The organism is Sphingomonas taxi, from assembly GCF_000764535.1.
Taxonomy (GTDB): domain Bacteria; phylum Pseudomonadota; class Alphaproteobacteria; order Sphingomonadales; family Sphingomonadaceae; genus Sphingomonas; species Sphingomonas taxi.
This window is the reverse complement of the sequence record NZ_CP009571.1, coordinates 1,195,700-1,215,318: the sequence shown is the minus strand read 5'-3', so window position 1 is coordinate 1,215,318 and position 19,619 is coordinate 1,195,700. Positions and strand designations below refer to the sequence as shown.

At 68.5% G+C, this 19,619-nt stretch carries 14 protein-coding genes and 1 tRNA gene; 5 read left to right on the top strand and 10 right to left on the bottom strand.

Annotated features, from left to right (window positions below; all coding sequences use genetic code 11):
- Positions 1 to 9: 9 nt before the first annotated feature.
- The 3 genes from MC45_RS05450 to MC45_RS05440 all read right to left on the bottom strand — a co-directional run bounded on the left by MC45_RS05450 (position 10) and on the right by MC45_RS05440 (position 2,053).
- Positions 10 to 936 carry an MlaA family lipoprotein gene (locus MC45_RS05450; RefSeq protein WP_081974342.1) on the bottom strand — a complete coding sequence of 309 codons (927 nt, stop codon included), beginning with the start codon at positions 934 to 936 and terminating at the stop codon, positions 10 to 12.
- A 152-nt stretch (positions 937 to 1,088) separates the two neighbouring features.
- Positions 1,089 to 1,718: a hypothetical protein gene (locus tag MC45_RS05445; RefSeq protein WP_038660505.1), complete on the bottom strand. Its 630-nt coding sequence runs from the start codon at positions 1,716 to 1,718 to the stop codon at positions 1,089 to 1,091.
- Between the two features lie 29 nt (positions 1,719 to 1,747).
- Positions 1,748 to 2,053 carry a hypothetical protein gene (locus tag MC45_RS05440; RefSeq protein ID WP_038660502.1) on the bottom strand — a complete coding sequence of 102 codons (306 nt, stop codon included), beginning with the start codon at positions 2,051 to 2,053 and terminating at the stop codon, positions 1,748 to 1,750.
- A 150-nt stretch (positions 2,054 to 2,203) separates the two neighbouring features.
- Here MC45_RS05440 and MC45_RS05435 point away from each other — a divergent pair, with 150 nt between their 5' ends.
- The gene (locus tag MC45_RS05435) at positions 2,204 to 2,890 is read left to right on the top strand and encodes an HAD family hydrolase (protein WP_038666544.1); all 687 of its coding nucleotides are present in this window, start codon (positions 2,204 to 2,206) and stop codon (positions 2,888 to 2,890) included.
- 71 nt (positions 2,891 to 2,961) lie between these two features.
- The gene (locus MC45_RS05430; RefSeq protein WP_038660499.1) at positions 2,962 to 4,155 is read left to right on the top strand and encodes a DUF2252 family protein; all 1,194 of its coding nucleotides are present in this window, start codon (positions 2,962 to 2,964) and stop codon (positions 4,153 to 4,155) included.
- A 14-nt stretch (positions 4,156 to 4,169) separates the two neighbouring features.
- Here the strand turns inward: MC45_RS05430 and MC45_RS05425 are convergent, their stop codons facing one another.
- The 3 genes from MC45_RS05425 to MC45_RS05415 form a co-directional block, all read right to left on the bottom strand.
- Entirely contained in the window at positions 4,170 to 4,532 is a 363-nt protein-coding gene (locus tag MC45_RS05425) for a thiol-disulfide oxidoreductase DCC family protein (protein WP_038660496.1), read from the bottom strand.
- Positions 4,533 to 4,665: 133 nt separating this feature from the next.
- Positions 4,666 to 7,746: a TonB-dependent receptor plug domain-containing protein gene (locus MC45_RS05420; protein ID WP_038660493.1), complete on the bottom strand. Its 3,081-nt coding sequence runs from the start codon at positions 7,744 to 7,746 to the stop codon at positions 4,666 to 4,668.
- Positions 7,747 to 7,880: 134 nt separating this feature from the next.
- Positions 7,881 to 10,928, bottom strand: a complete 3,048-nt coding sequence (locus MC45_RS05415) for a glycosyl hydrolase family 28-related protein (RefSeq protein ID WP_038666542.1) — start codon at positions 10,926 to 10,928, stop codon at positions 7,881 to 7,883.
- Positions 10,929 to 11,103: 175 nt separating this feature from the next.
- Here MC45_RS05415 and MC45_RS05410 point away from each other — a divergent pair, with 175 nt between their 5' ends.
- Complete coding sequence (locus tag MC45_RS05410; protein WP_052075521.1) at positions 11,104 to 11,688, top strand: gluconokinase; 585 nt, start codon at positions 11,104 to 11,106, stop codon at positions 11,686 to 11,688.
- Between the two features lie 362 nt (positions 11,689 to 12,050).
- Here the strand turns inward: MC45_RS05410 and MC45_RS05405 are convergent, their stop codons facing one another.
- Together MC45_RS05405 and MC45_RS05400 are read right to left on the bottom strand one after the other, a co-directional pair.
- Positions 12,051 to 12,728 carry a FadR/GntR family transcriptional regulator gene (locus MC45_RS05405; RefSeq protein ID WP_038660491.1) on the bottom strand — a complete coding sequence of 226 codons (678 nt, stop codon included), beginning with the start codon at positions 12,726 to 12,728 and terminating at the stop codon, positions 12,051 to 12,053.
- 21 nt (positions 12,729 to 12,749) lie between these two features.
- The gene (locus tag MC45_RS05400) at positions 12,750 to 14,096 is read right to left on the bottom strand and encodes a GntT/GntP/DsdX family permease (RefSeq protein WP_038660488.1); all 1,347 of its coding nucleotides are present in this window, start codon (positions 14,094 to 14,096) and stop codon (positions 12,750 to 12,752) included.
- A 554-nt stretch (positions 14,097 to 14,650) separates the two neighbouring features.
- Here MC45_RS05400 and MC45_RS05395 point away from each other — a divergent pair.
- Both MC45_RS05395 and MC45_RS05390 read left to right on the top strand, forming a co-directional pair.
- Positions 14,651 to 14,923: a response regulator transcription factor gene (locus tag MC45_RS05395; protein WP_038660485.1), complete on the top strand. Its 273-nt coding sequence runs from the start codon at positions 14,651 to 14,653 to the stop codon at positions 14,921 to 14,923.
- Between the two features lie 57 nt (positions 14,924 to 14,980).
- A complete protein-coding gene (locus MC45_RS05390; RefSeq protein ID WP_245640847.1) occupies positions 14,981 to 17,980 on the top strand; it encodes a glycosyl hydrolase family 28-related protein in 3,000 nt (999 codons plus the stop codon).
- Positions 17,981 to 18,085: 105 nt separating this feature from the next.
- On the opposite strand, the gene MC45_RS05385 is transcribed toward MC45_RS05390, so the two are convergent.
- Positions 18,086 to 18,160 (bottom strand) — tRNA-Glu (locus MC45_RS05385).
- A gap of 81 nt (positions 18,161 to 18,241) precedes the next feature.
- Positions 18,242 to 19,615 carry a class II 3-deoxy-7-phosphoheptulonate synthase gene (locus MC45_RS05380; protein ID WP_038660482.1) on the bottom strand — a complete coding sequence of 458 codons (1,374 nt, stop codon included), beginning with the start codon at positions 19,613 to 19,615 and terminating at the stop codon, positions 18,242 to 18,244.
- Between the last annotated feature and the right edge of the window lie 4 nt (positions 19,616 to 19,619).

Below are 19,619 nucleotides of genomic sequence, written 5' to 3'. Positions count from 1 at the left end.
GTGACCGCCTCACGGCGCCGTCTTCATCTCGCGGCCGCGCTCGTCGATCGGGGCCTTGGGCGCTTCGGACATCGGGCTCGAACTGCCGGTACCGCGGCCGCGGAGATGGTCGATCTCGGCCTGGCGGCGCTGCAGGTAGAAGGTGCGGGTATTGGCGTAGGGATCGGCGGCGTCTTCGTGCAGCGTGCGCAGCGTGTCGTCGAACTCGGAGCGATGATCCAGCACGCCGAGCACCGCAGCGGGGATGACGAAGGCGGGCCTGGTCACGCGGCGGCCCGCGGCGATCGGCAGGACGAGCCGGTCGACGCCGCCACCGATCAGGTCGCGCACCGTCGTCGGGCCGACCAGCGGCAGGAACATGAACGGTCCCGGCGGCACGCCGTAGAAGCCGAGCGTATCGGCGAAGCCGTTGCCGCGGCGGGGAAGTTTGAAGGGCTTGCGCTTGGCGATGTCGAAGGCGCCGAGCAGGCCGATCGTCGTGTTGATGCCGAAGCGGCCGACCGTCTCGACCGCCTTGCCGATCTTGTGCTGGAGCAGGAAATTGATGAACACGACCGGCTCGCGCAGATTGTACAGCACGTTGTGGACGCCGTCGCGGAACGGCTTGGGCGCGGTCTTCTTATAGGCGCGCGCGATCGGCGCAACGAGCGCCTTGTCGACGGCCTCGGTCGCCTCGAACGAGCGCTCGTTGAGTGCGCGCAGCGGGTCGATCTTGGCGGAATTCTCCCGTGCGGTGACGACGATGTCGGCGGAATCGGTGATCGTCGGCTCGACGCGGCGGGTGTCCTGTGCAGGCTCGGGTGCCGGCACCGCGGTCTGGACGGGCAGGGGCGCGATCAGCGGGGTCGCGACGGGATCAGCGGGGAGGGCGACGTCCTGCATCACGGGCGCAGGGGCCAGTGCCGATACCGTCGTCCACAACACTAGGCTCAGCATACCACCCCATCAGCCGCTTTCGACAATTGTAGGCGGACGAAGGACGATCAACCACAGCCGGACTTAACAAGCCACCAAGAAGCGGCAGGGCGCGTGACGATCTGCGCAAAAAGTACCGCTCCCGCCCGTTGTCGGCGGGAGCGGCGGGGTTATTAGAGGCGCGAGCCGGTCGTGTAGCGCGCGCGCTCCTCATGCACCTCGTCGGCGGTATAGGCCGGGGCGGTGTCGTCGAAGCTGGTCCAGCCGGACTCGCGATAGCTCGCGCCGCGGCTCTGCGCGTCGACCGAGCGATTGCGCTCGAGCACGGCTTCCGCTTCGCTCACCAGCTCGTCGGGTACCTTGGCGCTGACCAACGAACCGCCGCGACGGACGCCCTCGGCATAGACGTGCGCGTCATTCTCGTCATGGCCGGCGTTCTTGAGCGCGCCGACGATGCTGCCGGTCGCTGCGCCGCCTGCCGCGCCGATGCCGGCACCGGCTGCGGTCGCGGCGAGCCAGCCGGCCGCGACGATCGGGCCGAGGCCGGGAATGGCGAGCAGGCCGAGACCGGCGAGCAGACCGCCGGCACCGCCGAGCACGGCGCCGGTCGATACGCCGCGGCTGACGTCGCCATGATCGTTGATGCTGTCATCGTCCTGGTCGACGTGCTCGCCGTGGCGCTTGTCGGCATTGCTGGCGACGATGCTGAGATGGTCGTGGGGGACGCCGATCGCTTCGAGCTCGCGGATCGCATTGGTCGCGTCGGCATAATCGTCGAACAGGCGCGTGATGGTCTGGGTCATGAAATCTCTCCTAAAAACAATGGGCTCGATCAGCGGCTGGTGACGTTGCCCTTGTAGTCGAGCATGACGGTCGCGCGCTTGCCGGCCTTCATCGCGGTGCCCTGCCACAGGCCGTCGCGCTTGGTCAGCTTGGTGATGCCGGTATAGCCGGCCTTGGCGAGACGGCCGCGTGCCTGATCCTCGGTGAAGGAGTTCGCGCCCTTCGCGGGGGCGGCGATCGTGTGCGGCGCGCCATTCTTGACGGCGGGGTTGTGCGAGCCGGTCTGGGCGGTCTGCGCGACGGCACCGCCGGCGAACAGGGTCATGGCGGTTGCCGCGATCACATAACGAAACATGGACGTCTCCTCTTCAGATGCCGGCCAACGCGCGGCACCGAGAAAAGGGGACAAGCCCCTGAAAAGGAACGTTAGCGCTCGATCGCTGGTTGGCGATGGGACGTGGTGGCCGATCGCGCCGCCGATTTCCCCCCAATCATCGGACGCATCATGCCCAAGCAGATCAAGGCCATTCTGTTCGACATCGACGGCACGCTGGTCGACAGCAACGATTTCCACGTGCTCGCCTGGGAAGAGGCCTTCGCCGGGATCGGCGCCCGCTTCGACCGGCAGACGATCCACGACCAGATCGGCAAGGGCACGGACAATTTGGTGCCGACGCTGCTCCCCGATCTCGACGACGACGCGGTCGAGAAGCTCGGCGACGCCCATGGCGCGGCGTTCAAGACCAAGTATCTCGATCGGGCCAAACCCTTCGCCGACGCGCGGGCGCTGCTCGCGCACGCTCATGGCAACGGCCAGCAGGTCGTGCTCGCCTCATCCGCGTCGGGCGAAGAGCTCGACCATTATCTCGGGCTCCTCGATGCCCGCGCGTTGGTCGGCGAGGCGACCAGCGGCGACGACGTCGAACAGACCAAGCCGGCGCCGGACATCTTCGCCACCGCGCTCGCCAAGCTCGACGGGCTGGCTCCCGACGAGGTGATCGTCGTCGGCGACACCCCCTATGACATCGAGGCGGCGGCGAAATGCGGCATGGCCGCGGTCGCGGTGCGCTCCGGCGGCTTCCCCGATGCGGTGCTGACGCGCGCCGGTGCGGTGGCGATCTACGACGATGCCGCCGCGTTGCTGGCCGATTATGCGGCGTCACCGCTCGGCGCCGGTAACCCGACCGCCTGAAATTCGCCGGTCCGATGTAACCCATGCGGGTCAGCGCGCGTTACATAGTATTGCTGATCCGAAGGACATCGATGCCGACACCCCGTCCCGCCGAACGCGGCGCCATTCTCGAAGCCAAGCGCAAGTTGAAGATGGCGCGTTCGACCCATGCCTATGTCCGGGGTAACACGGTCAAATTCTACGAATGGCTGGCGGAGTCGCGGGCATCGCGGCACGTGCCCGAAGGACCGGCGATCTGGATCTGCGGCGATTGCCACCTCGGCAACCTCGGGCCGATCAACGACGGCGACGGACGGATCGCGATCCAGATCCGCGACCTCGACCAGGCGGTGATCGGCAATCCCGCGCACGACCTCATCCGCCTCGGCCTCTCGCTGGCGACCGCGGCGCGCGGCTCCGACCTGCCCGGCGTCACGACCGCGCATATGATCGAGGAGATGGTGACCGGCTATGCGCGGGCGATGCGCGATCCCGGCGGCGACGACAGCGGCCCCGAGCCCGAGGTGGTGCGCAGCGTCAGACGGCGCGCGCTCGGCCGGCGCTGGCGGCACCTCGCCAAGGAGCGGTTGCGCACCGCCGAGCCGACGATCCCGCTCGGCGACAAATTCTGGCCGCTCGACGGCGAGGAGCGCGGCGCGCTCGCGACGGTGCTTGCCGAGCCCGACGTCACCGCTCTGGTCCTCGCGCTCGACGACAAGGATCGCGATCGCGCGGTGCGGCTGGTCGATGCGGCCTATTGGATGAAGGGGTGCAGCTCGCTCGGGCTGTTGCGCTTCGCGGCGATTGCCGGATTGAAGAACGCCAAGGGCCGGTCGGATTATGCGCTGATCGACCTCAAGGAGGCGACCGCGCCGATCGCACCGGCGGCGCGGGGCGCGACGATGCCGGCCGATCAGGCGGTGCGGGTGGTGACCGCGGCACGTGCGCTGTCGCCGCATCTCGGCAGCCGGATGGTCGCGGCGCGGATGCTCGACCGGTCGCTGTTCGTCCGCGAACTCTCGCCGCAGGATCTGAAGCTCGAGGTCGAGCAGTTCAGCGCCGGCCAGGCGGTGAAGGCGGCGCATTATCTCGCCTTCGTCGTCGGCAAGGCGCATGCTCGGCAGCTCAGCCGGGACGAGCGCGCCGATTGGACGCGGGTGCTCGATGCCGACCGGCGCGGCGCGATCGACGCGCCGGGCTGGTTATGGGAGAGCGTCGTTGCGCTCTCCGGGCTGCACGAGGCGGGCTATCTCAACCATTGCCGGCAATATGCGATGGGCGCCTGACGGCGCCCGTCGGATCACCGGAGCAGGCGCTGGAGCCGGGGGCGGAGACGCATGAAGCGGCGATACCCCCGTTCCATGACCCGCAACGCCAGCGGCCGGCGGGCGAGCAGGCCAAGCGGGCGCAGCAGCGGGATCGCACGCCACATTGCGGCGAAAGCGGCTGCGCCGGACAGCAATGTGCCGTTCTCGCTGGCGTGGAACCGGTCGAGCAGCGCGCCGCGGTCGATCGGGCAGATGCTGTCGATGTCGGCCGCATCGACGAAGGTGATCGCGCCGCGACGGTCGAGCCGGCGCATCATCGCGATCTCCCGCCGGCATAACGGACAATTGCCGTCGTGCCAGACGGTGACGCCGGTAGCGGGAATGGGGGGTGTCATTCCCCCTCAATGGCTCGGGCGTCGCGTCGTTCCTCTGGCCGCAGGGCGCTGGCGTTCAAAAACGCCCCGTCATGCCGGATCATGTCCGTCATGACGGGGGAGGTGGGGGACGCCTTTAAAGGCTTAGTCCAGGTCAGAACCGCGCGCGGACACCCAGACGGTAGAAGCGGCCCAGCGTGTCATACAGCGCCGGATTGACGTCGAGGCCGGTGTTGGTCTGCGGCGAGGCCTCGGGATCGTGATCGAACAGATTGTCGACCTTGAAGAACATGCTGACCTGCTTGGTGACGTTGAGCGAGCCGCCGATGTCGAAGTAGAAGGCGCCCTTCATCTTGTTATAGTCGATCGTCGGATTGTTGGCGGTCGAGACCGGGCAGGCGGTTGAGCAGACGACATATTGATTGCCGAACACGCCGTCGCTGAACCAGCGCTCCTGCAGCAGCAGGCTGAACTGGTCATTGTCGTAGCTTTGGATCGCCAGCCACTTCCAGCTCGGCGTCGCGCCCGAATTGGCGCCGGCGCTGTCGACCGGGATGGTACCGGGCAGACCGGGATCGGTGATGAAGTTGATGACGTGGGTGCCGAGGCCGCGCAGCGTGAAATTACCGCCGAGGCCCAGCGGATTGCGCCACTGGTAGCTCGCCTCGATGTCGAAGCCCTCGGTTTTGATCGAGGCGAGGTTGAACGACTGGACGTTGACGAACGCGGTCTGGTTGCTGCCGGGCGCGATGTCGAGATTGAATGCGCCGCAGGTGTCCGGCAGGTTCGAGATATAGCACAGATTGACGATCTGCTGCGCCGACAGGCTGGAGACGACGTCGCTGACCTTGATCTTGTAATAGTCGAACGACAGGCTGAGCCCCGGCAGCCAGGACGGGCGCGCATAGACGATGCCGGCTTCGGTGCTGCGCGCGGTCTCGGGGCGCAGATTGGGATTGCCGATCGTGTTCTGGATGATGAGCAGCTGGCGCCCGTTGGGATTGGCCGCCGTCGTGCGCGGATCGGTGAAGTTGGGGACGGTGGTCGTGGTCGGTGCGGCGAACAGCTCGGACAGGTTCGGCGCACGTACGTCGCGCGACGTGACGGCGCGCAGGCGCAGGCCATCGAGCGGCGTTTCCCAGGTGCCGCCGACCTTCCAGGCGTAGATGACGCCCGAGGTCGAATATTTGGTCGCGCGGCCCGCGCCGTTGATGCTGGCCTTGCCCAGCGCCGCCGAGTCGAGGATCGGCAGGTTGAGTTCGAGGAAGCTCTCGTAGACGTGATATTTGCCCGAACCGTTCTTGTAGTTCCCGGCGTACCAGTTGCTGCCGATCGTCGAGTTGAGGATCGGATCGGCCGGATAGTCGGCCGAATTGGGGCTGATCGCCGATACCCCGGCGCCGTACGGATCGGCGTTCACGCGATAGGCCTCGCGCCGGTATTCGACGCCCATCGCGATCGCGAGCGGACCCGCCCACAAATCGATCGGCGTGCCCGAGATGCTGGCCGCGGCGGCATCCTGCGTCTGGCGGGTATGCTGGAACGGGCCGTTCTCGGGCACGACATAAGCGAGCGCCGCGGCGGATGGCGCCGCGCCGCCGAAGATGTTGATCGGCTGGCAGCCGTTGGCACGCGCGGTCGCATTGGCGCAGACGATCTGGCCGTTGAGCGTCGTCGCGTTGATCGCCTGATTGTACCGGCCGTTCAGGCTGATGTTGTCGACGTTGATGTCGGTGATGTTGATGCCGTGTTCGTAATAGATGTCATAGGTCCAGTTGGACCCGAGCACATCGGCCTTGCCCTTCAGGCCGCCGACGAAGCGATACTGGCGGCGATCGGTATTGACCTTGATGTTCGGCAGGATCGCGTTGCTGAGGCCGTAGCCGAAGGTGGTGATGCCGTTGGCGGCGCAGGCGGCGCTGACCGATGCGGGCAGATAGGGGTTCGAACACTGGATGGTCAGGCCGGTCTTCGAGGCACCGGGGTTGGGCTGGTTGCTGGTCTTGACCTGCGCGATATTGGCGGTGACGTACAGCTCCGTGTCCGGCGCGATGTCGTAGCCGACGCGGGTATAGCCGTTGATCCGCTCGAGCGCCGATTGCAGCGACGTGCCCGATCCGACATGGCCCGACTGATCGCCGCCGACGCAGAAGCCGACGTAGCAGCCGATGACGTTGCCGCCCGCGGTCTTCGACGGCACGCCGTTCGATCCGTACTGGAACGGGAAGGGGTTGCCGTTGAAGTCGAATGCGGTGCCTTGCAGCGGGCCGCTGCTGATCAGGCCATATTTCGTATATTGATAGGCCTGGGCATGGTCGCGGTAGAGGAATTGCGGCGTGCCGCCGGCGCGGTTGCCGGTGTCGACCAGCGTCGAGGCGCGATACCAGTCGCGGCTGCCGGCGAGATCCTCGCCGAAATTGCCGGGGCCGACGCCCTGATCCTTGGCATATTCGCCACTGAGGATGACGTGCAGCTTGTCGCCCGCGAACGCCTTGCCGACCGCGAGCTGCGCCAGCACCTGACCGTCGTCGCCATACGTGGTGACGCCGGTCTGAAGGTTGCCCTTGACGCCGGTGAAGCGGGTATCGGTGATGAAGTTGACGACGCCGCCGACCGCATCCGATCCGTAGGAGGCGGAGGCGCCGCCGGTGACGATGTCGACGCGCTTGATGAGCAATTGCGGGAACTGGCTGATGTCGGTAACGCCGGTGACGTTGGCGCCGATGACGCGCTGTCCGTCGAGCAGCGTCAGGGTGCGGATCGTGCCGAGGCCGCGCAGCGACAGCGAGCTCAGCCCCTGCTGGCCGCTCGACGTGCTGAACGTGCCCGTCGTCGCACCGGTCGATCCTTGCAGCGAGGGCAATTGCACGACGGTGTTGAAGATGTTCGCCTGGGCATTCTGCTGGATCTGCTGTTCGCCGATCACCGTCGTCGGGGTCGGCGCGTTGAAGCCGTTGGCGGTGATGCGCGTGCCGGTCACGACGATGTCGCTCGCCGGCGCCTCGGCCTGCGGCGCGTCGGCGGTGCCGTCGGTGGTGGTGGTCGGCTTGGTCAGCTGATCGGGCGCGGCGGGGTCGGCCGAACGGGTCGAATCGGGCACCGCCGACTGGTCCTGCTGCGGCAGCGGCCGCGCGAAGGCCGGCACCGACACTAGCATCACCGCAAGTGCCGCGACGCTGGTAACGTTACCTGAAATGCCTGCAAGCCGTCGCCGATCGCGCGTGACCATCTTCATCATCCATCCCCTTTTTCCGCAGGGTCCGCGCCGGGCTCCACCGGTCTGATTCCCTGATACCGCGATCATTCTAGCCAAAGACGGGCGCCGCGGCATCTACGACCAAAGTCGATTCGTACCGCTTCGGCAGGACGTCAGGGGCGTGCCGTGTAGAGCGCGTGGTGGGTCAGGATGAACAGCGTGCGACCGTCGGCGCCGCCGAACAGCAATTGCAGCGGCCGGTCGGGCACGTCGATGCGGCCCTGCTCGCTGCCGTCGGCGGCATAGACGAACACCTGCCCGTTGGCGACGTAGACGCGCCCGTCGGGACCGGCGACGACGCTCTCGCCGCCGCGCGCCGCGAACGGCTTGAGATCGGTCACCGTACCGCCGGCACCGACCAGACCGCTGTAGGTGCGATCCTCCGAACCATTGGCGAGATAGACGCGCGTGCCCGGCCTCGCGGTGATCAGGCCATAGGTGTCGAGCGTATCCGAGAAGCGCCAGCCGCGGTGATCCGCCGGCCCCTGCTGCCAGACGCGGAAGGCGGGGAGGGCGAGGCTGCCGTCGGGCGAGACGTATTCGCGGGGTTTGGCGATCGCCATGTCGCGCGCGAACATCTCGGCGAGCGTGGTGAAGCGGTCGGTCGCCGGATCATATTGGTCGCGGAACTCGCCGTTGTTCCACAGGCTGCCCGGCAGGACGATCCGCGGGTGGGCTGCGGCTGGACGGGCGGCCAGCACGTCGACCGCGGCGGGGCGCCGGGGATCGAGGCTGTAGACGGTCGCGGCGGCTCCGGCGGAGGACAGCACCATCAGCCGGTCCGATCCGTCGACTGCGAGATTGACCGCGTCGAGCGGCGCGTCGGACACCACCGACAGGCCCTCGCCGGCGCTCCAGCCGTGGATGCGTTGCATCGGCCGGTCGACGAAATAGAGCTTGCCGGCCCGGTCGACCGCGCCGCCGCCGAGCGCGTGAAAGCCGCCCGCGACCCGCGTCAACGGGATCGCGGTGGAGGGGGCGACGACGGGCGCGTCGGTGACGTCGAGCACCGCGAATTCGCGCTCGCGGACCTCGGCGCCGCGCGTGATGTCGCGGATCGCGTTTTCATACGGATATTTGCTCGCGCGCAGATAGGTGCCGCAGCCGGCGGCGTCGCAGGTCGAAAAGCCGCTTTCGGCATTCACGTGCACGTTGCGGAAGCGGATGCCGGTCGAGCCGGTCAGCGTGATCGCCGCCGGCGCGCCCTGTAGCGAGCGGGTGACGCGATAGGCGTGGAGATTGGCGAACAGGATGTCGCGCGAGTTGCGGATCTCGAACGCCACCGTGTCGCGGCTCTCGCCCGCCTCCTCCTCGGTCTGCGGCGCGAGGAACTCCCAGTTGCGCACCCCGTCGAGCACGATCTCGGCGCGGCGGTGATGCTCGGCGGACATCTGGTAGACGTGGCCCGGCGTGTCGGTGTCGGAGACGACCAGCCCGGCGGCGGCATAGGTGCTCGGCGTCCACAGGCCGTTGAACGTGCCGCCGCCGCCGTCGGTCACCCACAGGCTGGCATATTGGCCGTCCCAGCGCTGCTTGGGATCGGCATCGCCGCTGTGATCGGCATTGTAGGGATCGAAGCGGCTGCCGTCGGCGCGGAAGGTGCCGTGACCGCCCTGGAATTTGACGTCGTCGACCAGCGACCGCTCGCCGGCGCGCCACAGCAAGGCGGTGGCGCGCGGATTGCGGCCGCCGGTGGCGAGGCCGAGGCCGGAGACGATCGCGTCGCCACCCTTGGCGCTGGCGAGCAGCGCGCGCGGGCTGCCGACGCCGCGGAAGGCGGGGCTGTCGTCGGCGAGGACGATCTGGGTCAGGCTGGGGTGGAGGCCGATCAGCACGCTGTCGGCGCGCAGCGTCAGCGTGTCGCTGACCCGGTAGAAGCCGGCGGGGAAATAGAGCACGCGCCGGCTGGCGATCGCGCGTTGCAGCGCCGCGGTATCGTCGGTGCTGCCGTCGCCGGTGACGCCGAGGTCGCGCACGTTGGTCCAGGCCGCGACCGGCGGCAGCGCGCGGATCGCCGGGGCGGGGCGTTTCGGATCGCGCGCGAGGGGGGCGGCGTCCATCCGGGTCGCGAAGCTGCCCGTCGCGCCGAGCGCCGGTACGGTGAGCCCGTAGTTGAAGGCGCGGACGCGATAGCGGGCACCCGATCCCGCCACCGTCCTGCCGCTGTCGCGGAAGCGCGCGAACACCGGCGTGCCGATCGCGGTCGCATCCTCGAAGCCGATCTGCGTATAGGCATTGCCTTCGTTGCTGATCACGACGCCGGCCTGCGAGACATTCTCGAACCGGACCTGCTTGCCCCACAGCCAGTCGCCATAGCCGCGATCGATCTCGATGCCGACGGGCACGTTGCGGAACACGGTGTTGACCAGGGTCAGCCCCGCCTCATGCTCGCGGATCGCGGCGTCCCGCTGGCCCTCGAAGGTCGCGTCGAGCAGCGTATATTGCCACGCCGGCGAGGGCTTCTCGGTCAGAATGCCGTAGCGGCCGCCGAAGAAGCGCAGATCCTGGCCGATGTTGCCGACCTGATAGATGCCGGCGAGGCCCGAGCCGAGATGGAAGTCGATATGGCTGAGATAGGCGTGCTGGGCGGCGTGGAAGCGCACCGCGGTCGCCGCCGGATTGCCGTCGCCGATCTCGAAATCGACGTTGGCCATCGCCGAATAGAAGGTGCCCGAATTGGCGTCGGCTATGCCCGGATCGAACGGCACGCTGGTCGGCGGCGGCACCGGCACCGGCGGGCGCGGCGGCTCGCCGGGGCGGACGGGCAGCGTGCCGGTGAAGAACACCATGCTGCCGACGCCGCGCTGGAAACCAGGCGTCTGCGGCGCGAGGAGGATGACGGGGCGGCGCTTGCCGACCCCGAACAGCCGCACGCCGGGCCGCATGAACAACGTGCGGGTGATGCGGTAGCGCCCGGTCGGCAGGAAAACGAGCCCGCCGCCGCCCTGCGCCGCGACCGAATCGATCGCGCGCTGGATCGCGGCGCTGTCGTCGGCCGTACCGTCGCCCTTGCCTGCGACCGTCACCGCACGCGGGTCGGCTGGTGCGGTCGCGAAGGTGGAGACCGACGGCGTCGCGGCGAGCGACGGCGTCGCGGCGCCGGCGAGCAGCAACGCCGCGAGGGGGCGGAGGCGGCGTGCCGCGCGGGATTTGGCTGTCATCACGGCGTTATCCTTGAAGAAGTCGTGGAGCATCCGGCTATCGAACGGGAGTAGGATCGCGCGCGCGACGCGACGATTGCGACAAAGGTCGTAATGGTCAGCCGGGCACGGACGCGGGATAGCGGCGTTATCGTCACGCCGGCAGCTCGGCCGGCCTCGAACGCAAGGGTAGCGCGTGCAGGGACAAGCAGGGACCGATCGCGCATATGCCGTCGTCGTCATGGGCGTGAGCGGCAGCGGCAAGTCGACGCTGTCGACGCGGCTCGGCGAGGCGCTCGCCTGTCCGGTGCTGGAGGGCGACGCGTTCCACTCGCGGGCCAATGTCGCCAAGATGCAGGCGGGGCATCCGCTCACCGACGAGGATCGCTGGCCGTGGCTCGACCGGCTCGGCACGGCGCTCGGCGAGGCGGCGCTGGCGGCGCCCGGCCACGTCGCGGTCGCCGCCTGTTCGGCGCTCAAGCGCAGCTATCGCGAGCGGCTGTCCGCCGCCTCGGCGGTGCCGCTGCTGTTCGTGCTGCTCGACACCGGCGCGGCCGAGATCGCCCGCCGGATGGAGACGCGCTCGGGCCATTATATGCCGCCCAGCCTGCTCGGCAGCCAGCTCGCCACGCTCGAACGCCCGGCGGCGGACGAACCTGCGGTGACGCTCGACGCCGCCCGGCCGGTGGAGGTGCTGACCGCGGAGGCGCTGGCGTGGATCGGCGACCGGCAACCCGCGGTCGCAGGTTCGGACCACCGGATATCCCACCGTTCGCCCTGAGCCCGTCGAAGCCTGTCCTGGGCGACGCCGCAGGCGGCGGAGAGTCTCAGGCCCTTCGACAGGCTCAGGGCGAACGGCGCGGGTAGGGAAACGCTCGACGACCAACTCGCCATACGTGAGCAGCCTGTGCCCGACGAGCCCTCGGTGACGCTCGACGCCGCCCGGCGGGTGGAGGTGCTGACCGCGGAAGCGCTGGCGTGGATCGGCAACCGGCGCCCTCCGCTCGCAGGTGCAGACCACCACATATCCCACCGTTCGCCCTGAGCCTGTCGAAGGGCAGGTGAGACTCAGGCCCCTATACCGGCTGAAGGCGAACGGCGAGGATAGGGAAACGCTCGGCGACTGAGGGAACCCGGCCTGCCTCACGGCATCAGCCGCTTGCGCCCCTGCGACAGATGCCAGCGCATCGCCAGCGCGGCGCCGTCGGCATCGCGGGTGCGGATCGCATCGACGATCGCGTCATGCTCCGCCATCATCGCGCCGATCACCTCGGGCGGTCGCGAGCGCGAGATGTCGACGCCGGCGCGCAGGATGCGCATCACCTCGTCCTGCAGATGGTCGAACACCGGCACGAAGGCGGAATTGCCCGTCGCCTCGACGATCGCGCGGTGGAGCAGCCAGTCCTCGTCATGCGCCGGCGCGTTCGACAGCAGGGCGCTGCGCAACGCCGCCAGCGTGCGTTCGATCTCGTCGAGCTGCTGCGGCGAGCGGCGCTGCGCCGCGAGCCTCGCCGCCTCCGATTCGAGCACGAAGCGGACCTCGTAGGTGCCGAGCGTCTTCGCGAGCGCATCCATCGGCATGTGCGTGCTGAGCCGCTCCGACGGCCGCCGCTGTACGTAGGAGCCGGCGCCGCGCCGCGCCGCGGTGATCCCGTCCGAGGCGAGCCGCGCCAGCGCCTCGCGGACGATCGTCCGCGACACGCCGAACGAGGCGGCGAGCCGCGATTCGGAGGGCAGGCGGTCGCCGATCGCGAGCCGCTCGTCGTTGATGATGGCGACGATCGCGGTGTACGCGCGATCGACCAGCCGGACTTCGCTCATGGCTGTCTTCCCCCGCACGTGTCAGACGACATAACTGAGTGCGACCACCAGCGCGAGCCCGACCACCGAAATCGTCGTCTCGAGCAGCGACCAGGTCCTGAACGTGTCCGCGGTGCTGGTGCCGACATAGCTTTTCACCAGCCAGAAGCCGGGATCGTTGACGTGGCTGAAGAACACCGAGCCCGCGCCGATCGCCAGCACCACCAGCTCCGGCGCGACGCCCGATCCGGCGACGACGCCCGGCATGATGCCGACCGCGGTGATCGTCGCCACCGTCGCCGACCCGGCGGCGAGGCGGATGCCGACCGCGACCAGCCAGCCGAGCAGCAACGGCGACACCGCATACATCAGCACCAGCCGTGCGAGCAGATCGGACAGGCCGGCGCTGACCAGCACCTGCTTCAACGCGCCGCCGGCGCCGATCGCCAGCAGGATCGCGCCGGCGGCCGCCATCGTCTCGTGCCACACCGCGTCCTGGATCTTCGCTTCGCGCAGCCGCCGGCCGAACAGCAGGGGGAGCGCGAGCAGGTTGGTGACGAGCAGCGCGATCACCGGATTGCTCGCCGCGACCAGCCAGCCGGTGCCCTTCAGCCCCGGCGCCATCTGGCCGAGCTCGCCGGTGGCGATCAGCAGCACCGGCAGCAGCACGATCGCCAGCGACGCCAGCCGCCCCGGCGTCGCGAGATCGAGCCGGTGGTCGTGGAGCAGCGGCGGCGCGAGGCGGACCCCCGGGGTGACGAAGCGGGCGAGCACCGGCCCGGCGAGGATCGCGGTCGGGATCGCGATCAGGATGCCGTACAGCATCGTCTTGCCGAGATTGGCGCCGAGCGCCTCGACCGCGAGCAGCGGACCGGGATGCGGCGGCACTAAAGCGTGGACGACGCCGAGCCCGGCGAGCGCGGGCATGATGAGCCGCAGCTTGGCGGCATCGCGGTCGGCGTCGTCCGCGCCGGCCATCGCTTCGGCGGCGGCGACGACGATCGGCAGCAGCAGCACGAGCCCGGTCTCGAAGAACAGCGGCAGACCGATGACGATCGCAATGCCGAGCGTCGCCCATGGTGCGGCGCGCGCGCCGGTCAGCCGCAGCGCGCTCTGCGCCAGCGCCGCGGCGGCGCCCGACAGGTGCAGCATCGCGCCGAGCGACAGGCCGAGCGCGACGACCAGCCCGGTGCCGCCGATGATGTCGCCGACGCCCTTCTGCACCGCCTTGGCGATATCGGGCAGTGGCAGCCCGGCGAACAGCCCGACCGCGAACGCGCCGCACAACAGGCCGATGAAGGGATGCAGCCGCCCGCGCACGATCATCAGCACCGCGAGCAGGATACCGGCCAGCGCGGCGACGACGAGCCGGATGTCCGCGCCGGTCATCGCGACACCGCGGGGGCCGGGCGGAGGTTCGACTCGAGGCATGTCCCCATCCGCCCCGTCACCCCGTATCGATTGGAAACTCCTGGCAATCGCCACCAGTGCTCCTGCGAAAGCAGGAGCCCAGGAGTACCGGGCACCATAAGGCGTTGTTCTGCTTGGCCCTGGGTTCCTGCGTTCGCAGGAACACTGCACAGCGGCAGTGACCAAGTGGACGTTTGCAGGGATCTCCGACACGCCCGTAGGAACGACCCGCGCGGGGAGAGCGTCTGCGTACCACGAACCTGCTTCGGCGACATGCGCGCTTCGGCGCTGGCCTGCCTGTGCCGCATCGACACCCTCCCTCCGTTTCGGCGACGCCTTCGTCTGCCGTTCTCCTGCTATCTGTAGGACAGGTTTTTGCCGTCCGCCAAGAAAAAAGGCTTGATCCCCGCAGGTTGTCGAGATCATACAGGAAATCTGTCTAACCGAATCCGTCCAAACACCGGATCGATCGACCAAAATGGAGCGTCCGACACGGGCGACCGCCGGCTTATGGCCACCAGAGGAGGATGACGATGGAAGGGACTTCCCCGATCGCCCGCCAGCCCGCGATCAACGCCGCTGCGGCGCCGGTTGCGGCCTGTGCGCTCGACCAGTTGACGCCGACGCAGATGAAGGTGCTGCGCGGTGTCCACTCCGGCTTGCTCAACAAGCAGATCGCCTACGATCTCGGCATCGCCGAGGCGACGGTGAAGGCGCACATGACCGCGCTGATGCGCAAGCTCAACGTGCGCAACCGCACGCAGGTCGCGCTCGCCGCACAGACTTTGGGCCGCCGCGCCTCCTGAGCCTCTTCCGCCGGTCCGGCGGACCGTGCGGCACGACCGATCCCGGGGAGACCTCCATTGAAGCATATCTGGCTGCTCGGCGCAGCGGCGCTCGTCGCGCCTGCGCCCGCTCTGGCGGCGACGACGTCCGTCTACCTGACCGCGCCAAAGGACGCGCGGGCGATCACCGTCCGCGGCGTCGGCGACGGCCGCGCCGACGACAGCGTCGCGCTTCAGCAGGCGATCGATGCCGCGGCGCAGGGCGGGAAGGGCGGGATCGTCTTCCTGCCTTCGGGCCGCTACCGGATCAGCCGGACGATCTTCGTGCGGTCCGCGGTGCGCATCTTCGGCATCGGCGCGACCCGGCCGGAGATCGTGCTCGGCGACAATAGCGAGGGCTTCGGCGCGGGCGTGGCGGCGATGCTCGCCTTCACCGGCGAGGATCAATATCGCGTCGGCAAGGCTCCGGTGCCGCCGCGCACCAGCGTGCCGTTCGATCCCGCCATCTTCGACGCCACGTCGAGCACCTTCTATTCGGCGCTCGCCAACGTCGATTTCCGCATCGGCGAGGGCAATGCCGGCGCGGTGGCGGTGCGCTTCCGCGTCGCGCAGCACGGCTATATCCGCCATGCCGACTTCCACATCGGCTCGGGCCTCGCCGGCATCTATCAGGCGGGCAACGAGTGCGAGGACCTGCGCTTCTTCGGCGGCCGCTACGGCATCATGTCGGAAAAGACCTCGCCGGCGTGGCAGTTCACGCTGATCGACTCCGACTTCCAGGGCCAACGGGATGCGGCGATCCGCGAGCATGAGGTCGACCTGACGCTGGTCAACGTCGCGATCCGCGACACCCCGGTCGGCATCGAGATCGACCGCGGCTATTCTGATTCGCTGTGGGGCAAGGACGTCCGCTTCGAGAACGTATCGCAATCGGCGGTGCTGATCTCGGAGGAGAAGAGCGTCTTCACGCAGATCGGCTTCGACAATGCGATCGGTATCGACACGCCGACCTTCGCGCGCTTCCGCGACAGCGGCACAACCGTCGCGGGCAAAGGCGCGCGCTACCGCGTCAGCGATTTCTCCTACGGCCTCAAGCTGGCGGGGCTGGGAACGATCGGCGATTATGCCACCGACGTGACGATAGCGCCGCTCGCCCGCGTGCCGGCGCGACCGCGGCCGGCGATCGCCGCGCTGCCGCCGGTCAAGGCGTGGGCGAACGTCCACGATCTTGGCGTCAAGGGCGACGACACCACCGACGACACCGCCGCGCTGCAACGCGCGATCGACACGCATCGCGTACTCTATCTGCCGATGGGCCGGTATCGCGTCACCGACACGCTGAAGCTGCGCCCCGACAGCGTGCTGATCGCGCTCCACCCGAGCCTCACCCACGTCTATCTGCCCGACGAGACGCCCGCCTTCATGGGCGTCGGCGGCGCCAAGGCGCTGATCGAGAGCGCGAAGGGCGGCAATGCCATCGTCCACGGCCTCGGTCTGTGGACCGGCGGGGTCAACCCGCGCGCCACCGCCTTGCTGTGGAAGGCGGGCGAGGCGTCGATGGTCAACGACGTCAAGATCCAGGGCGGCGGCGGCACGCTGCTGACCAAAGGCAGTGCGATCGGCTTCGGCGATCCGCGCGCGCGCTTCGACGGCCAATATCCCAGCATCTGGGTGACCGACGGCGGCGGCGGCACCTTCTCGGCGCTCTGGTCGCCCAACACCTTGGCCTCGGCGGGCTTCTACGTCTCCGACACCAAGACGCCGGGCCACGTCTACCAGCTGTCGGCGGAGCATCACTACCGCCACGAGATCGTCCTCGACCATGTCGAGAATTGGGAGTTCCTCGCACCGCAAACCGAGCAGGAAGTCCGCGACGGCGTCAACGCGATCTCGACCGAATTCCGCAACTCGCGCAACATCCTCTTCGCCAACTACCACGCCTATCGCGTCACCCGCTCAATCAAGCCGATGGACACCGCAGTGCGGCTCTACGATTCGGGCGACATCCGCTTCCGCAACGTCCATGTGAACGCCGAGAGCGGCTTCGCGAGCTGCGATGCCAAGGGCTGCGGCACCTATTTGCGCGCGAGCAAATATCCGTTCGAAAATGCGATCAAGGACATGACGCGCCAGCAGGAGGTGCGCGAGCGCGAGTTCGCCAAGCTCGACGTGCCAGCCGCGCCGGCGACCGCGGCCACCGCCTCGGCCATCCCGGTCTCACCAGGCGTGCGCAAGCTGGCCGACGGCTTCTATTCGATCGCCGGCGCGGCGACCGACAAGGCCGGCAAGCTCTATTTCATCGACCGCTTCTTCCAGCGCATTCATGGCTGGTCGCAGGCGGAAGGACTGACGACGCTGGCCGACGCGCCGCTCGACGCGGTCAATCTCGCGGTCGACCGATCGGGGTCGCTGCTCGTCCAGTCGTCGGCGGGGCGCGACGGCAGCGTGTACAGCATCGATCCCGCCAGGCCCGCCGAGGTCCGCGTCATCGCGCCGACGCCGGTGCGCGCCGGCCGCAAGGCGACGACGCTGCTGCCGGTCAACGTCTGGGCGAACGGCGAATTCGCCGATCGCATCGATCCCAAGACCTATACCTATCCGACGATCGCCGACTTCTTCACCGGCAAGATGGGCGAAGCCAAGGCGCAGGAATATGTCTCGCCCGACGGATCGCTCGCGCTGCCCGCGTTCCGCGTCTGGAACCAGGGGCCGGACGATCACCAGGGCTGGCGCTGGTCCGACACGCTCGATTCCTACGGCTTCGTCGCGGCGGCGCCGGGCAGCCGGGTGACGCTGACCAACGGGTCGGAGAACCGCACCTACAGCGGTCTGGTCGGCGAGGGCGGGCAGGTCACCGACCTCAAGGTCGTCGCCGACCGCGGCGGCGAGAGCGTCGCACGGGATGATGCGGGCAACCTCTACGTCGCCAACGGACAGGTGTTCGTCTACGGCGCCGACGGCGCGTTGCAGCGGCGGATCGACGTGCCCGAACGCCCGCTGCAACTGGTGATCGGCGGCACCGACCGCAAGACGCTGTTCATCCTGACGCACCACACGCTGTACGCGACGGACCTCTGATCAGCGGCCGGGGTGGGCGGGGGTTGCCTGCCCACCCGGTCAGACGCAGGTCGTCACAGCTTTGTCTCTGGCGATCGCTTCGATACCGATGTCGGATGTAGCCGCTGGTGACCCCTACGAGAATCGAACTCGTGCTTTCGCCGTGAGAGGGCGACGTCCTAACCGCTAGACGAAGGGGCCGTGTGCGGTGAGCGAGCGCCTCTAGGCCGCGGGGGCGGGGGCGTCAAGCGGCAATCGCCGACGCCCCCATATTCAACCGGCTTAGGCCGCGGCCTTGCGGCGTTCGGCCATTTCCTCGTTGAGCATCTCGGCGAGCAGGAAGGCGAGCTCCAGGCTCTGGCCGGCGTTGAGGCGCGGGTCGCAATGCGTGTGGTAGCGATCGGCGAGGCTCTGCTCGGTGACGTCGATCGCGCCGCCGGTGCATTCGGTGACGTTCTGGCCGGTCATCTCGGCATGGATGCCGCCGGCGTGCGTGCCCTCGGCGCGATGCACCGCGAAGAAGCCGCGCACCTCGGCGAGGATGCGGTCGAACGGCCGCGTCTTGTAGCCGGTCACCGCCTTGACGGTGTTGCCGTGCATCGGATCGCAGCTCCACACCACCGGATGGCCTTCACGCGTCACCGCGCGGACCAGCTTCGGCAGCGATGCCTCGATCTTGTCGTAGCCGTAGCGGGTGATCAGCGTCATGCGCCCCGGCACGCGGCCGGGATTGAGCGTGTCGAGCATGCGGAGCAGCGCGTCGGGGTCGAGGCTCGGCCCGCACTTCACGCCGATCGGATTGCCGATGCCGCGCAGGAATTCGACGTGCGCCGAGCCCTCGAAGCGGGTGCGGTCGCCGATCCACAGGAAGTGCGCGCTGGTGTCGTACCAGTCGCCGGTCAGCGAATCCTGCCGGGTCAGCGCCTCCTCGAACGGCAGCAAGAGCGCTTCGTGGCTGGTGTAGAAATGCGTCTGCGCGAGCTGCGGCACCGTCTCGGGATCGATGCCGCAGGCCGCCATGAACTCGAGCGCCTCGCCGATGCGGTCAGCGGTCTCGGCATATTTCTTCGACCACGGGCTGCGGCCCATGAAGTCATGCGTCCAGCGATGCACCTGATGCAGGTTGGCATAGCCGCCCTGCGCGAAGGCGCGGAGCAGGTTGAGCGTCGCCGCGGATTGCGAATAGGCGCGGATCATCCGCTGCGGATCGGGGATGCGGCTTTCGGGGGTGAAGGCGATGTCGTTGACGTTGTCGCCGCGATAGCTCGGCAGCTCGACGCCATCGATCGTCTCGTTCGGGGCGGAGCGCGGCTTGGCGAACTGGCCGGCCATGCGGCCGAGCTTCACCACCGGCAGCTTCGACGCATAGGTGAGCACCACCGCCATCTGCAGGATGACGCGGAAGGTGTCGCGGATGTTGTTGGCGCTGTGCTCGGCGAAGGATTCGGCGCAATCGCCACCCTGCAGCAGGAACGCCTTGCCGGCGGCGACATCGGCCAACTCTGCGGTGAGGTTGCGCGCCTCGCCCGCGAAGACCAGCGGCGGAAAGGTCGCCAGCGTGTCGGTCGCGCGGGCCAACGCCGCGGCGTCGGGATAGTCGGGAAGCTGGCGGGCCTCGGCCTTGGTCCAGCTGTCGGGGGCCCAGTTCGCGGCCATGATC